Annotated in this window: 11 protein-coding genes; 5 read left to right on the plus strand and 6 right to left on the minus strand. The window is 46.1% G+C overall.

Going from position 1 to position 15,219, the window contains the following annotated elements:
* Nucleotides 1-95: 95 nt before the first annotated feature.
* The 3 genes from hldE to BCT81_RS15370 all read right to left on the minus strand — a co-directional run bounded on the left by hldE (nt 96) and on the right by BCT81_RS15370 (nt 5,963).
* Entirely contained in the window at nt 96-1,526 is a 1,431-nt protein-coding gene (hldE, locus tag BCT81_RS15360; protein ID WP_102424993.1) for a bifunctional D-glycero-beta-D-manno-heptose-7-phosphate kinase/D-glycero-beta-D-manno-heptose 1-phosphate adenylyltransferase HldE, read from the minus strand.
* Nucleotides 1,527-1,646: 120 nt separating this feature from the next.
* Nucleotides 1,647-4,496, minus strand: a complete 2,850-nt coding sequence (glnE, locus tag BCT81_RS15365) for a bifunctional [glutamate--ammonia ligase]-adenylyl-L-tyrosine phosphorylase/[glutamate--ammonia-ligase] adenylyltransferase (RefSeq protein WP_102424994.1) — start codon at nt 4,494-4,496, stop codon at nt 1,647-1,649.
* Between the two features lie 210 nt (nt 4,497-4,706).
* The gene (locus BCT81_RS15370; RefSeq protein WP_102424995.1) at nt 4,707-5,963 is read right to left on the minus strand and encodes a methyl-accepting chemotaxis protein; all 1,257 of its coding nucleotides are present in this window, start codon (nt 5,961-5,963) and stop codon (nt 4,707-4,709) included.
* Nucleotides 5,964-6,059: 96 nt separating this feature from the next.
* Here BCT81_RS15370 and BCT81_RS15375 point away from each other — a divergent pair, with 96 nt between their 5' ends.
* On the plus strand, nt 6,060-6,809 hold the full coding sequence (locus BCT81_RS15375) for a potassium channel family protein (RefSeq protein WP_032498675.1): 750 nt from the start codon (nt 6,060-6,062) through the stop codon (nt 6,807-6,809).
* 39 nt (nt 6,810-6,848) lie between these two features.
* Here the strand turns inward: BCT81_RS15375 and BCT81_RS15380 are convergent, their stop codons facing one another.
* A complete protein-coding gene (locus tag BCT81_RS15380; RefSeq protein ID WP_102424996.1) occupies nt 6,849-8,366 on the minus strand; it encodes an inorganic triphosphatase in 1,518 nt (505 codons plus the stop codon).
* Nucleotides 8,367-8,573: 207 nt separating this feature from the next.
* Between BCT81_RS15380 and BCT81_RS15385 the strand changes: the two genes are divergently transcribed.
* The 3 genes from BCT81_RS15385 to BCT81_RS15395 all read left to right on the plus strand — a co-directional run bounded on the left by BCT81_RS15385 (nt 8,574) and on the right by BCT81_RS15395 (nt 11,462).
* Nucleotides 8,574-9,254, plus strand: coding sequence for a TIGR00153 family protein (locus BCT81_RS15385; RefSeq protein WP_008222549.1), 681 nt, complete (start codon nt 8,574-8,576; stop codon nt 9,252-9,254).
* 128 nt (nt 9,255-9,382) lie between these two features.
* The gene (locus tag BCT81_RS15390; protein ID WP_008222547.1) at nt 9,383-10,645 is read left to right on the plus strand and encodes an inorganic phosphate transporter; all 1,263 of its coding nucleotides are present in this window, start codon (nt 9,383-9,385) and stop codon (nt 10,643-10,645) included.
* A gap of 205 nt (nt 10,646-10,850) precedes the next feature.
* The gene (locus BCT81_RS15395) at nt 10,851-11,462 is read left to right on the plus strand and encodes a TIGR04211 family SH3 domain-containing protein (RefSeq protein WP_004740777.1); all 612 of its coding nucleotides are present in this window, start codon (nt 10,851-10,853) and stop codon (nt 11,460-11,462) included.
* Between the two features lie 124 nt (nt 11,463-11,586).
* On the opposite strand, the gene BCT81_RS15400 is transcribed toward BCT81_RS15395, so the two are convergent.
* Together BCT81_RS15400 and BCT81_RS15405 are read right to left on the minus strand one after the other, a co-directional pair.
* Complete coding sequence (locus BCT81_RS15400; protein WP_102424997.1) at nt 11,587-12,507, minus strand: general secretion pathway protein GspB; 921 nt, start codon at nt 12,505-12,507, stop codon at nt 11,587-11,589.
* Complete coding sequence (locus BCT81_RS15405) at nt 12,507-14,177, minus strand: ExeA family protein (RefSeq protein WP_198596902.1); 1,671 nt, start codon at nt 14,175-14,177, stop codon at nt 12,507-12,509. The genes BCT81_RS15400 and BCT81_RS15405 overlap by 1 nt, the downstream gene beginning before the upstream one ends.
* Nucleotides 14,178-14,213: 36 nt before the next feature.
* Between BCT81_RS15405 and BCT81_RS15410 the strand changes: the two genes are divergently transcribed.
* Nucleotides 14,214-15,219 (plus strand): multifunctional CCA addition/repair protein (locus BCT81_RS15410; RefSeq protein ID WP_102424999.1); only part of this gene is annotated, 1,006 nt, incomplete at its 3' end.

Below are 15,219 nucleotides of genomic sequence, written 5' to 3' on the forward strand. Positions count from 1 at the left end.
CGTAAGTTACAGTTACAAAAATGCCGCTCATTGAGCGGCATTTTTATTATCTGTTCTAAAGCTAGCTGAGAAGTTTCAAGCTAAAAGGCGAAACGTTAACCTCGACCGCCTTTGATCGCTTTAATGATTTCAGTAGTCGAGCAACCATCTTCAAAGTTAAGTACTTTAACTTCACCACCAGCAGCAATCACTTCCGCACCACCTGCGATCTCTTCAGGCTTGTAATCACCGCCTTTCACTAAGATGCTTGGTAGTACTTCAGAGATCAAACGTTGAGGTGTGTCTTCAGAGAAAGGCACCACCCAGTCAACTGCACCTAAGCCCGCCAATACCGCCATACGACGATCAGTTGGGTTCACAGGACGACCAGGGCCTTTCAAACGCTTAACAGATTCGTCGGTATTAACGGCAACGATCAAACGGTCGCCCAGTTCAGCCGCATGGTTCATGTAAGAAACATGCCCCGCATGCAGAATATCAAAGCAGCCATTGGTCATAACGACCTTTTCACCTTTCGCGCGAGCACGTTTTACCGCCTCAACCAGTGCCGCTTCTGAGATCACACCGTAGTCTGTGTCTTGACTGCCGTGAATCGCTTCCGCTAGTTCAATAGTAGAAAGTGTCGATGTACCTAGCTTACCAACCACCACACCAGCTGCCGCGTTCGCTAATGCACACGCTTCATCCAATGGTTTACCGGCAGCAACAGAAGCAGCAAGAACGGAGATAACCGTATCACCAGCACCTGTCACGTCGTAAACTTCTTTCGCTTGAGTTGGCAAGTGGAATGGTGCCTGACCTTTACGTAGTAACGTCATACCATTTTCACTGCGAGTCACCAATAAAGCTTCAAAGTCATACCTCTCGATCAAGGCAATACCCTTCTCGATAAGATCTTCTTCTGATTTCACTTTACCTGCAACCAGCTCAAACTCTGCCATGTTTGGTGTAAGTAATGTCGCACCACGGTAGCGCTCTAAATCCGCACCTTTGGGATCGATGAATACAGGAACATTGGCTGCACGTGCTTTTTGAATGAAGCTCTGTACATGCTCTAATGCACCTTTCGCGTAATCCGACAAGATAACCGAACGTACATTTGGTAGGGCTTGCTCCATGCGAGACAGAATAAGCTCTGGGTTTGTGTTTTCGAATTTGTCTTCAAAATCAAGACGGATCAACTGCTGACCACGGCTCATCACTCGTAGTTTGGTGATGGTTGGATAGTCTTCTAACTCAACAAAATCACACTTAACCTTCAGCGCACCCAAGGTGTTTTTCAACACCTCAGCTGGTTCATCTTTACCAGTTAAACCAACAACATGAGCATGACCGCCAAGCGAGGCAATATTCATTGCTACGTTGGCAGCACCACCTGGACGCTCTTCGTTATTTTCTACTTTTACCACAGGCACTGGTGCTTCTGGTGAAATACGGCCAGTTGGACCATACCAGTAGCGATCAAGCATGACGTCACCGACAATAAGAACACCTGATTGGCTGTAGTCAGGTAGAATTGGTTTCATTGTTGAGCTCCAAAAATCGAATCTAGCTAGAGTCTAGCACACTGATTACAGTGGCTAAACCATAGAAAAATGAGTAAAGCCTATCTCGATAGGCACTGTGCTAGCTAAGCGAAAGACAAGTTACACTTCCATCCATTGCTTCCATGCGTGAACCACATGTTCTCTTTCCATTTCGAACTTATTAATTGCAACATCAGCATCAAGATTAAGTAGGTTACGATGGTGTATTTCATCGCGTAGCGTTGTGTATGCATTGGTCAATGCCATGCCTTGTTGCTCGTCCATGATTCCTTGTGACATCAGACTCTCAAAGATTCTGACATTATCACACCAACGTGTCAGCTTTGGCTTCTCGTGGCTGTATCGTAACACTAAGTATTGCGCTAAAAACTCAACATCAGTGATGCCACCAGCATCCTGTTTGAGCATGAATCGTTCGGCTTTTTTACCGCCAAGGTGATCACGCATTTTTTCTCGCATATCTACCACTGCTTTTTTCAACGTTGCTTCATCACGTGATAGACACAACACCTCATGACGTGTTTTGTTGAATGCGGAAGCCAATTGCTCATCACCATAGATCATACGAGCTCGAGTCAGCGCTTGATGCTCCCATGTCCATGCATCGTTGTGTTGATACTCATCAAAGGCATCAGTTGGACTAACCAACAAACCCGAAGCACCCGATGGACGCAAGCGAGTATCGACTTCATACAGGATTCCCGACGCGGTTCTGGTCGAGAAGATATGAATAATACGCTGAGCCAACCTTAGATAAAATTGGCGCCCATCAATCTCTTTCTTACCATCAGTATAGATGTGTACCGGACAGTCGTGCATAAACACAATATCGAGGTCTGAGTTGTAACCTAGCTCCCAGCCGCCCACTTTACCGTAGCCGACAACCGCAAAGCCGCGGCCTTCACGGTCTTTAAGGTGAGTAGGCTCACCAAACTTAGCCGACACTTGTAACCAAGCTTGGTTAACACCAGCTTCAACAATCGCTTCTGCTAAGTAAGTCAGGTGATCACTCACCTTCATCACCGGCAGCACACCCGCTATATCCGCCGCAGCAATCCTTAGGATACAAGTCTGCTTAAACTGACGCAGACCCTCCATCTGCTGTTCCATGTCGTCTTCAGGAATACGAGCAAGGTAATCACGCAATTCTGTCTTGTAAGACTCAAGCGGCACCGGGTTATAGAGCTGCTGAGGGTCGATAAGTTCATCTAACAGAATTGGGTAACGTCCAAGCTGTTCTGAGATCATCGGGCTAGCGGTACACAAGCGAACCAGTTGAGTCAATGCAGCGGGGTGCTCATCGAGCAACTCTAGATAAGTGGTACGCGTGACAATTTTATGCAGTAAATGCAGTACTCGCGATAAGCCAAACTCAGCATCTTTAGCAGTATACAAGGCCTGAAAAACTTTCGGCATCAGTCGATTGAGAACTTCACGCCCACGCGGACCAAGGGTTTTCTTAGCGATATCCGCTTTAAATTGAATAATGGTTTTCGCCGCTTCAGGCGGATTGGCGATAGCAATATCATGCTCCAATACATGCTCGATAACATCCGGCTTATGGGCCATATCCCACAACTCGCTGAAGTGACTCGCGATTGGGTTAGCGTCCTCTTCGTCAATCCCGATCAGCTCTTCGAACACACTATGTACATTCGCCATATGGGTGCGAGTGGCTGTAATCAAACTCTCCCAATCATTGAATTGCATGGCAACAGCAAGCTGAAGCTGTTCAAACTCACCATCCGGTAGTGTCTGGGTTTGCTTGTCAGCCATCGCCTGTAACAAGTTCTCTAGGCGACGTAAAAATAGGTAAGCATCGCGCAAGTCAACTACTTCTTGGGGGTCTAGCAGATGCAGAGAATCAATGGCGGTTAATGTCTCTAAAAGCCCTCGCCCACGCAAGCTTGGCTCACGACCACCACGAATCAGTTGAAAGACTTGTGCAATGAACTCAACTTCACGAATACCGCCTGAGCCGAGCTTGATATTATTGGATAAACCACGACGACGCACTTCACTGCTGATCATCGATTTCATGCGGCGCAGAGATTGAATCGCACTGAAATCGATATAGCGACGGAATACAAACGGACGTAGCATCTTGCGCAACTCTTGATACTCTGGGTACATTTCACTGCCCATTACGCGCGCCTTAACCATCGCGTAACGTTCCCAGTCTCGCCCTTGTTCTTGGTAGTAATCTTCCAGAGCGGCGTAACTCATCACCAATGGTCCACTCTCGCCAAAAGGACGCAGACGCATATCGACGCGATAACAGAACCCATCAAAGGTTTGTTGATCGAGCGCCTTGATAATACGCTGCCCTAAGCGGATAAAGAACTGCGCATTGGCGATACTGCGTCTTGCTCCTTGGGTTTCGCCATTTTCAGGGTAGGTAAAAATCAGGTCGATATCAGAAGAAAAATTGAGTTCACCGCCACCAAGCTTACCCATGCCAATGATAAGCATCGGCTGTGCTTCACCCTGTTCATTACAAGGTGTGCCCCACTCTTTACAGCAAATATCGTACTGCCATTGATAGGTCTCGAAGATCATCGCTTCGGCCAACATAGAGAGATGACTTAGGCTCTGTTCAAGCTCCCAAGAGCCCATAAAGTCACGCCATGCAATATAGGTCATTTCTCGATTGCGGAATTGACGTAGCACTCGCTGACCGCTCATTTCGTCCGTACAATCAGAAAGCAGCTCAGCCAATCGTCCACGATACCCTTCAGCACGCTCCTCACATTCCAATATATCCGGTAGAGTCGTCGATAAAACCGTGTCACGTTGTAAGCAATCACCAATAAAGCAGCTTAATCCTAAGACGCGTTTAAGGTCTTCAATTAGCGGCTCTGGCCAAGCATTAATGGCTTCACTTTGGTGCTCTAATAATTGCTCAAAAGCTGACTGCGAATGAGTGACGAGTTGAGGAGGCAATGGCATGTTTCTTCCTTGTATAAGCTGCGCGCGAACAATCAATTTGTTGGGTCAGTTTTTCAATAACGAGTTTTCATAACTAAAGATAGTTATACCAAAGTTACGCCAATAAAAAACGCCCACATCAGCAATGTGGGCGTTTTATCAGTGAACTTATCAAGTGAGACCTTTCTCTCTAGAAAAAAAGGCTCTATCAATAGGGTTTAGAGAACAAGGTTATACCTTAAACTGCTTAATCTTACCGTCGAGTTCTTGCGCGTTGCTTTCCATAAGCTGAGAGGTTTCTAGAAGCTCACCGACCACGACAACAGAAGCTTCAACCAGCTCACGAACATTGGTCAGGTTAACACTCATCTCTTCCGCAACGCTGCTCTGCTGGCCTGCAGCCGTCGCAATCTGGAAGTTCATGTCATTGATTTGGTTAACTTGGCTCACGATGCCATCAAGTTCGGAGCCAGCATTAGTCACTAGGTCTACACCTTCAGCCGCTTCAACAACACTCTTTTCCATTAGCTCTACCGCAGAGTTAGCACTGCTTTGTAGATGGCTGATCATATCTTGAATTTCGACGGTTGCTTGCTGAGTGCGTTGTGCAAGGTTACGAACCTCATCAGCAACTACAGCAAAACCACGACCGGCCTCACCTGCACGCGCCGCTTCAATCGCTGCGTTTAGTGCCAGTAAGTTGGTTTGTTCTGAAATACCTTGGATAGTGCCTACAACACTGCCGATTGAATCAACGCGCTCTTCAACTTGGTTAACTGCTGCCGCTGATGCTGCGATATCAGAAGAGAGTTCACTCATCTTAGATACAGAGCCCTGAACAAACTTCTGCCCCGTCAATGCTTGGCCTGATGCTTGCTCTGTAAGAGAAGAGGCGCTTTGTGCGTGCTCAGCCACCGTTTGAACGGTAGAGGTCATTTCGCTCATTGCCGTTGCTAACTGATCGATCTCGTTAAACTCTTCTTGAGCAGACTCTTTGGTCTCTGACATGCTGATGGTCATCACTTCTGTTAGAGCAAATAGCTCATCAGAAGAAGCCAATTGAGCCTTCACCATGTCATGCAGCTGAAGTCGTGTTTTTTCTAGCTCACGAGCTACATCGCCGTATTCATCTTTACAGTCCATGTGAATCGGCACTGATAGGTTCTTGTCTGCCATCGTTTTAATGGCATCGCTGAGGTATTGAGTTTGGCGCAACATAACGCGAGCTGCTGCTAATAAAAGAACCACAAACACAATGATCATTAAGGCTGTCTGCCAAGCGACTTGAACTAAGTAAGTCTCATAATGCTGCTGCGCGACTTGTGCATTATTCGTTGCAGCGAGCAATGAATCGTAAAACGTGCTCGCGTCCCATAGCTGCTTAGCAATGATCAAGATGGTACTGAACACCATCAGCATGATCATTTTCGGAACGAGACGAACGTCAGAGATTACCCTTTCCCACGGCTTGAATGACAGTTTAGTCATTGTCAGTTCTCCATTAACTCTTATATATTGATGGCTTCTATACCCGCGAGATGGCTGATTGAGTCAGGTTCGCGATTTATTTTGAGCCTCGTATGAATGTTAAATAGTATCAAAGACACACCTAAGCCGATGAGCTTATTATCACTGATTCTCTCTTTCTTAGCGTTATTTGTGATCTCAGGCTTGTTGTTTGCGCCGATTGATAAAGAATCGAAACAAGTCCTTATCGGCCTCGATTTTATAATCTGTAGTGTTTTTCTTTTTCAGCTCACGATTGATCTATTCAGATCACAAAACAAGAAAGAATACCTCAAAGTACACTGGATCGATTTCTTGGCAAGTATCCCAATGATCGAGCCGCTCCGTTTCGCTCGTATTTTTCAAATTCTGCGAGTCATCTTGGTTCTACGTTCAAGTAAACGTATTTTCAGAGAGCTGTTTCGTAACAGAAAAGAGACCACTTTCGCTTCCATCATTCTGCTTTTGGTGATCTTACTGACCATCGGTGCTGGCACGATCCTGCTATTGGAACACAAAGATCCTAATGCCAATATCACGACTGGCCATGATGCATTATGGTGGGCTTTCGTCACCATCAGTACGGTTGGCTATGGTGACCACTATCCAGTAACCACTGCAGGTCAGTTAATCGCGTCAATTGTGATCATCTGTGGGGTTGGCGTGTTTGGTATGATCTCAGGTCTAATCACCTCGCTAATTACCGAGCCAACCGACCTTCAAAACCAACAGTTAGAAAACAAAGAACGCAAACTGGATAAGATTTTAGAACAGCAACAACAGATACTTGAACGGCTCGAGTCGCTTGAACGACAGACAAAAAAATAGGGCCGAAGCCCTATTTAACAATGGATATTAGTGTCGAGACTAGTCTTGCCAGTATGGCTCAACTTCAACACTGATTTGGCGAGTCTGCTCCATCGCATGCAGAATCGAAACTTCTTGTCGAGCAAGCCAACGTTCTAACTGGTCCTTCTCGTCACCTTCTAACTTTTCAGTGAGTGGCTCTAAGGTTCGCAGCATCAGCAAATCGTCAATACCTTGCACCATGTCTGCCCAAGGTAAACGGAAGCTATTACGCTCATCGTCATCGTACAAGCTCGCAAAGCCAACACCAGAGTAAAGGTTACGCATCAAACGATACTGCTGGTCGATGTAAGCTTGGCTCGTCATCACGCGCTCTGGTGGAAAGGCTTCCATCAGCTCCGCCCAGGTACGGTCAAGCTGCTTCACAGAGAACCATTCAATTCCGCGTCCCATTTGCTCACGCGCTTTGTCGTCCAAGAATGGCTGCCAACCTCGGGTAAGAATCCAACGGCTTAAATCAAGCAGAAGACCGGTGTAGCGAGCAGAGCTTAATAACGTCAGTAACTCTTCACGATCTGGCAATTGCTCTTGCATCTCTTTTAGCTCAGCCACTAGGAACTTACGAGCATCAAGCTTACGCAGAACGTGGCCTTTATCTTCTAGCAAATCCTCAAAGTGGTCATAGCTTTTTAGCCAATCCAACTCTTGTTCTAGCCATTTCAGCTCTTGGCGTAAAATAGCGCTAGCGCGTCTCGGTACGATGCCACCGTATATAGTGAAAGTCTGGCGGATAAAGCTCAGTGAATGGCTGATCTCATGAAGGGCTTCAATCGATTGGCGCTCGGTGAAAATTTGCTCGTGGTAATGCCAATGAGCGAGAGCATGCTCTAAAGATTGAATGAAACACGATTCAACGGTATCACTTTTGTCAGTATCAACTAAGGTCAAAGGAGTTACTTCATCGCCTTGATAACCTTGAGCAAGTCGGTAACCCTTAGCAGCTTTGCTTAAGTTACCTAAGCGCATACCACCTTGTTCGCAGAATTGGCGAGACAGTGTAAACAGAGCATCGGTTTGGCCGGATTTAAGTTCGAGTTCAACCTCGCAAATCGGTTCTTGCAGATCGCCAGATTCAACGAAACCTTGGTCAAAGGCAACCTCGACTTGGCTACCGTCAGGCATGCCAATCAGCCACTGTTCACGCGTGAAGTTAGTCGAGAACAGAGGAGTAAGCTCAGCTTGCAATGTTTCAATGTCCTTACCTTCAGGCCAAATATCTTCTGGATGTAAGGCAAGTTTTGGATCATTGCTATCGTGTTCTGCATTGTATTCCGGCCTTTGATGCAGGCCAGCAACAACGCGACCCGCTGTCTTTACCGTTTGTACAAATACGTCATCAAAGCGTCGAATGCGCAAGCCGGTATCGTGCTTGCGTAGCCAGTTGTCAGGGGTGTCAAAGTAGATGTTACCTAGCTCACGACAACTGTGCTGAAGTACTTTAGTTTCAGCAATTTTATTGCGTAAAGTCTCTGAAAAATCAGGAGAAACAAAAAACTTCAGTTCTATCTCGGTTTCCATAGTTATACCTTTCTGTGAAGATAGGGACAGGATATTGCCAATTTTCAAAGTCGGCAAGTCAGAAATATCGCCCTTATGATGATCTAAAACAGTTTTAATGAGAGATTGATTAGGTTAACATGCGCGACTTTGTAGCCATCGCTTAACATTTCACCATGAATATGGTGTATGTTGTTTTAAGGTTATTATTTATTAGGTTGGATGACCATGCCAGTAAATACAATTATGGGGTTATTTGCAAAGTCCCCAATTAAACCTTTGCAGCGTCACGTAGTATGCGTGAACGAATGTTGTTCTCACCTAGTTAATTTCTTTGAAGTTTCTTCAAAGGGTGACTGGGAAAAAGCAGCTGAAATTCGAGCTCAGATTTCTCACCTTGAGAAAGAAGCTGACGTACTAAAACGTGAAATTCGCCTTAAACTTCCTCGTGGTTTGTTTATGCCTGTTGATCGCACCGACATGTTGGAGCTATTAACTCAGCAAGACAAACTAGCAAACCTAGCGAAAGACATTGCTGGCCGTGTATATGGTCGTCAACTTGTCATTCCTGCTCCTCTACAAGAAAACTTCATCGCTTACGTTAAACGTTGTCTAGATGCAGCGAACCAAGCACAAAACGTAATCAATGAACTAGACGAATTACTTGAGACTGGCTTTAAGGGCCGTGAAGTAACACTCGTTGCTGAAATGATTCATCAATTAGATGTAATTGAAGATGACACGGACGCGATGCAGATCGAACTGCGCCAACAACTAATGGCGATTGAAGGCGATCTGAATCCAGTTGATATCATGTTCTTATACAAAATTCTTGAATGGGTTGGTGGTATTGCAGATCAAGCACAGCGTGTAGGCGCTCGTCTTGAAGTAATGCTTTCTCGATCTTAAATCATACGTTAACCATATAACGAAGAGCATTTTTTGAACAAACCACTTATGCGTTGAGTATTTCTCTCGCTGAGCGGTTTTTTGCGTCTAAATTTGTTCCGCTTGTTATCAAACAACTAGGTATTACGATGGATATCCTTGCTAACTACGGCACTGTCCTGATTATTGTTGCAGCAGCTTTCGGTTTCTTGATGGCTATTGGTATTGGTGCAAATGACGTTGCGAACGCAATGGGCACCTCAGTAGGCTCTAAAGCTCTAACCGTTAAACAAGCGATCATTATCGCAATGATCTTTGAATTCGCTGGTGCATATCTTGCCGGTGGCGAAGTTACCGATACGATCCGTAAAGGTGTTATCGAGACGTCTCTATTCGCACATCAACCAGACGTACTTGTATTCGGTATGATGTCAGCGCTTCTTGCTGCTGGTACATGGTTACTTCTAGCTTCATACATGGGCTGGCCTGTTTCTACTACTCACTCAATCATCGGTGCAATCATCGGTTTCGCTTGCGTATCTGTCGGTACTGAAGCGGTAGACTGGGGCAGCGTTCAAGGTATCGTGGGCAGTTGGATTATTACTCCTGTCATCTCTGGTTTCTTCGCTTACGTTATCTTTGTGAGTGCTCAGCGACTGATCTTTGATACTGAGAACCCACTGTTCAACGCTAAACGTTTCGTTCCTGTGTACATGTTCATCACAACGATGGTAATTGCACTGGTAACAATCAAGAAAGGCCTTAAGCACGTTGGTCTGCACCTAAGCAATACAGAAGCATGGGTTTGGGCTGCAGCAGTATCAGCAATTGTAATGATTGGTGGCTACCTATACATCCAGAAGAAATTTGCTAACCGCGAAGAAGACCACGGCTTTGCAGGTGTTGAAGGCATCTTCTCTGTACTAATGGTTATCACAGCTTGTGCGATGGCATTCGCACACGGTTCAAACGACGTTGCAAACGCGATTGGTCCACTGTCTGCTGTTGTATCAACGGTTGAGCACATGGGCGAAATCACGGGTAAGAGTACTATCGCATGGTGGATTCTTCCTCTAGGTGGTTTTGGTATCGTGGTTGGTCTTGCGACTCTTGGTCATAAGGTAATGGCAACAGTTGGTACTGGTATCACTGAACTAACACCAAGCCGTGGCTTTGCAGCGCAACTTGCTACAGCATGTACGGTTGTTCTAGCATCAGGTACTGGTCTTCCAATCTCTACGACACAAACACTAGTTGGTGCGGTATTGGGTGTTGGTTTTGCTCGTGGTATCGCGGCACTGAACTTAGGTGTTGTACGTAATATCGTAGCTTCGTGGATTGTGACACTGCCAGCAGGTGCTCTACTTGCTGTTGTGTTCTTCTACGGTATTCAGGCTATGTTTAGCATGTAAGTGCCACTGCGTTAGCCAATGCTAGCGTCAGAGTTATGTGAGCTTCAGTAACGATATGTAAATGCCATGTCATTATTGACTCAAACGCACAGAAAGGGAGGCTTTGCCTCCCTTCTTTGTTGCACCGCATAAAGAAACTAAATATTATTTGCTCATTGAGGCTGACTCATCCGCCTACCCAACTTGAATCGTTAAGGGATTTACTGTGAAAAAACTGATTAGCTTAGTTTTGTTCGCAATGCTTGCGGCTCCAGCTGCCTTTGCACAAGACCGTTATATTGCTGACAAACTATTTACTTATATGCATTCTGGCCCAAACAACACCTACCGTATCATCGGCAGTGTTGATGCTGGTGAGAAGATCACTTACCTGCAAGCAAACAAGAGCACAGGTTACACTCAGATCCAAGACAACCGTGGCCGTAAAGGTTGGGTTGAGAGCAAATTTGTAAGCACAAGAGAAAGCATGGCTCTGCGTATGCCTAAGCTTGAAAAAGAGCTGACAGAAGTGAAAACTAAGCTGGCTAATGCACGTCAAACGGCTGACAGCGAAAAGGCAGGCCTAGCAAGCTCTCTAGATTCTCGTAATAAGCAGATTGCTGAACTAGAACAGAACTACAGTGAGATTAGCCAACAGCTAACAAGCTCTCAAACAGAAAACCGTGAGCTACGCGCTAAGCTAGACACGCAGAAAGATGACCTACTATTGAAGTACTTCATGTACGGTGGTGGTGTTGCTGGTATCGGTCTACTTCTAGGCCTTGTTCTGCCACACATCATTCCTCGTCGTAAAAAGTCACCAAACGGCTGGGCGTAAGCGTTTCGTTTGACTGTTTTGCGTTGAGCAAAGTAAATTCAATATCGAACACCAAAAAGGAGCACCTAAGTGCTCCTTTTTATTTATCTCAGTATGTTATCAAAGTGCTTGTTGCAACCTCAGGTTAGCCCTTCCACTCATACAAAGCAGGAATCTCAATCTTCTGCTGGTTAAATTCAACAACCACAGATTGCGGCTTTATCTCTAACAGTTTAACATCGTTGCCGATCCAGTCTCCCTGCGACACCTCTTGCCCATTCACTTTGACCCAACGCTTATTCTCACTGCTTGAATACATATGGGTTTGCAAGTCGAGCTTAGGTAATACGCCAGACAAACTGTTAACGTGATTTTCGAGCTCAATCACTTGAGGTTCCATCTGGCTTGCTGGTCGCGAGTCCATCGGCTCAGGTGCACTTGGCTGCTCATCCATAATCGCTTCTAGCTTCAATGCCAAATCAGGCGGTAACTCGGTCAAATCCAAGCCTTGTAGCAGGTCGCTATCTGATTGCTGATAATTGCTTTCGTCGTTCACACCAGGTCCAACTTCAAGCTCAGCTAATGACAGCTCTGAATCATCCACTGTTCGCGCAGTGCTCTCTGCTTTGGTTACCGGCACAATTACCCCAGCAGACAGTTGAGTGCTATCAGAGTTAACTTGAGCATAAACCTCTTGGCGAGGTAACGATTTTAACGTCTTGCTTGTCGGCGCTGGACGCACCACAAACAGAGGCTCATCTTCGACTTCTTCTTCGACATTCAAATCAGCCGTTTCGATATCCTTGGCTTGAACAGACTGGGTTTCTGATTCTGAATTCGAACTAATAGCAGCTTGGTTAGCCGTTTGCTGTTGATGGTAAGATTGATACACCAAGGCACCACCTACCAACAGAGAAGGCACAAGTAAAACAAGCAACCCCATAGCCAACGACGAACCGCGTTTGTTGCTGATACCCTTTGCAGAACTCGGCACTTGATGGTTTTGGTAGCCCTTAAAGCTAGATTTGTCTGAGGACTGATTCAACTCATGCATAATGCGTGACATTAGCTCGCTCCTCCGCTTAATGACATTAACTTCGGAGAATCTAGCTGAGCTAATCTTTGTAGCCTCGCTAAGGTTCGTTGGCCTGCGATGCCATCGACTGACATCCCCTGCCATGTTTGAAATGCTTCGACTTTCATTTTTAATTCGTAATCAAATACATCACTACCGGACACAACCTCTCCAAGAACCTCAGAAAGCAACAAATCAAGCAAAGCGACAGCTTCACCCTGATATCCCTCTTTTAACGTTTCTCGCAATGGCTGTTTCCAAATCGCGACATAATCACCATGCCAGACCTTCTCTAAAGATTGCTTCGGCATGACTAACAGTTTTTCGTTCACCAGTAATTCGACAGCGTCTTGTGATGCGCCATAAAGCACAGCAAACACAGGCTCTTGCTCTACCTTTAAGTTCAATACCACAGGGACGCCTAACTCTAGAAGGTCATCTAGACTTGCTTGTTGTTGTTCACATACGAACACGCTTTGTGGCTCACTTAAGCATAAACCGTCACGCAGAGAGGATTGGTAGCCCCAAAGCGTATATAAGTCCTTGATCGCCAGCGAACGGTTAGTCCCTTGCATCAAGTGTTGCTGAATATGTGTTGGCAGTGCGAACTTGTCTATCTCAGACTCAACAACCAGCTTAGGCGTATCTGCGACTAACGACCGCTGCATCCTTACTGAGCTTAATGTTTGGGCTTCATTCGAAGGTTGGGTTGTTAGCCATGAGTCAATGTAGGCTGGCGCAAAGTGAAAGGTCGCCATCGCAAGTGCGACACTCAAGGTAGCAGCACTCGCATATTGAACTAACTTTGGTAGCGTGCTCGATGCACGAGGTTTTTCGACATGGTAAACCTCAGCTTGAAACGCCATGATCTGCTGGCACGCTCTGTTGACCGTGTCATTGCTCGGTGTTTGCTCTCCATCATGAAACGCTAGCTGCAGCGCCTTATCACACACCAAGTTAATCAACCGTGGAATACCATGTGTATATTGGGCGATCAGCTTAACGGAACGATTCGAAAACAGCATCTGCTCGCCACCCGCAGTTTCTAGACGAAACGCGATGTACTTGCCAGTCTCTTGAATATTGAGAGGCAACAAATGGTAACGCCCTGTAATACGCTGAGCTAATTGACGCAGTTGGGTGGTCTGCAAATGCTGTTGTAATTCAGGTTGGCCAACCAGTAATACTTTTAATAACTTGCGACTGTCGGTTTCCAAATTCGTCAAGAGGCGTAGCTGTTCCAACACATCGGCAGCTAAGTGTTGAGCTTCATCTATCACCAATAAGGTTTGAATACCTTCCGCATGGCTATCCAGTAAGAAATAGTGAATCGCCTGACTCAGCTGCTTGAGTGATGCCTGCTGTGGATAGTCGATCTCGAACTCATCACAGATAGCTTCAAGCAAATCAGTGTTGGAAAACGTAGGGTTGAGTATAAGGCCAGCTTGAGTGTAGCTATCAAGAGAGGACAACATCGCCTTAGCGACCGTTGTTTTACCTGTTCCCACCTCACCAGTAAGCATTGCAAAGCCCCCACCCTCACCTAAACCGGCTTGTAGGTTCTGCATCGCCTCTTGGTGGCGCTGACTCAAAAACAAGTAGCGAGAATTTGGTACAATCGAAAATGGCATCTCAACGAAGCCAAAATATTCCTTATACATGTGCTGCCCTATAATTACGATTAATGGAAAGTACCATTGCTTGCCGTAAAGTCCAGCAGTGATAAAACATTTCGAGGTGATAAGTTGCAAATATACGATAGCCTACCAAAAGAGAATGGGCTACAGCGCTATCTAGTCGGTGGAGCGGTGCGCGATAAACTACTCAATATTGATAGTTATGATAAAGATTGGGTGGTGGTCGGCAGTACCCCTCAAGAGATGGAGAGCCTTGGCTTCACTGCAGTGGGTAAAGACTTCCCTGTATTCTTGCACCCAAAAACCAAGGAAGAACACGCACTGGCTCGCACTGAGAGAAAATCAGGCTCTGGTTACACAGGCTTCGAATGTTACTTCGCGCCAGATGTTAGCCTGGAAGAAGACCTCATGCGTCGAGATCTAACGATCAACGCCATCGCTCAAGATGATGCAGGTAACCTTCACGATCCTTACCACGGTCAGCAAGATCTCTCCGATCGTATTTTAAGACATGTGTCCGATGCCTTTGTCGAAGATCCACTTCGAGTGCTGCGAGTGGCGCGCTTCGCTGCCAAGCTTCACCATCTTGGTTTTAGCGTCGCCCCTGAAACTATGTTGATGATGAGTGAGATCGTTGAATCTGGTGAACTCGCCCATCTTACTGCAGAACGAGTGTGGCAAGAGTGGCACAAATCACTCAGTACACCACATCCGGAAGTGTTCCTATCAGTGTTGAGAGAGTGCGGTGCATTAGCGGTTATTTTGCCAGAGATTGACGCTCTATTTGGTGTTCCTCAACCGGAAAAGTGGCACCCTGAAATCGACACGGGTATCCATACTCTGATGGTGGCTCAGCAAGCCGCGCTATTAAGCCCATCACTGCCGGTACGCTTTGCCGCTCAAGTGCATGACTTAGGTAAAGGCGTGACACCACAAGCTGAATGGCCAAGCCATAAGATGCACTGCCACACAGGTGTTAAGATCATCAAGAAACTGTGTGAGCGAGTAAGAGTGCCTAATGAATTCAGAGACCTCGCACTATTAGTATGTGAGCAGCACTCAAACA

It is taken from the genome of Vibrio sp. 10N.261.52.A1 (genome assembly GCF_002876325.1).
GTDB classification, from domain to species: domain Bacteria; phylum Pseudomonadota; class Gammaproteobacteria; order Enterobacterales; family Vibrionaceae; genus Vibrio; species Vibrio chagasii.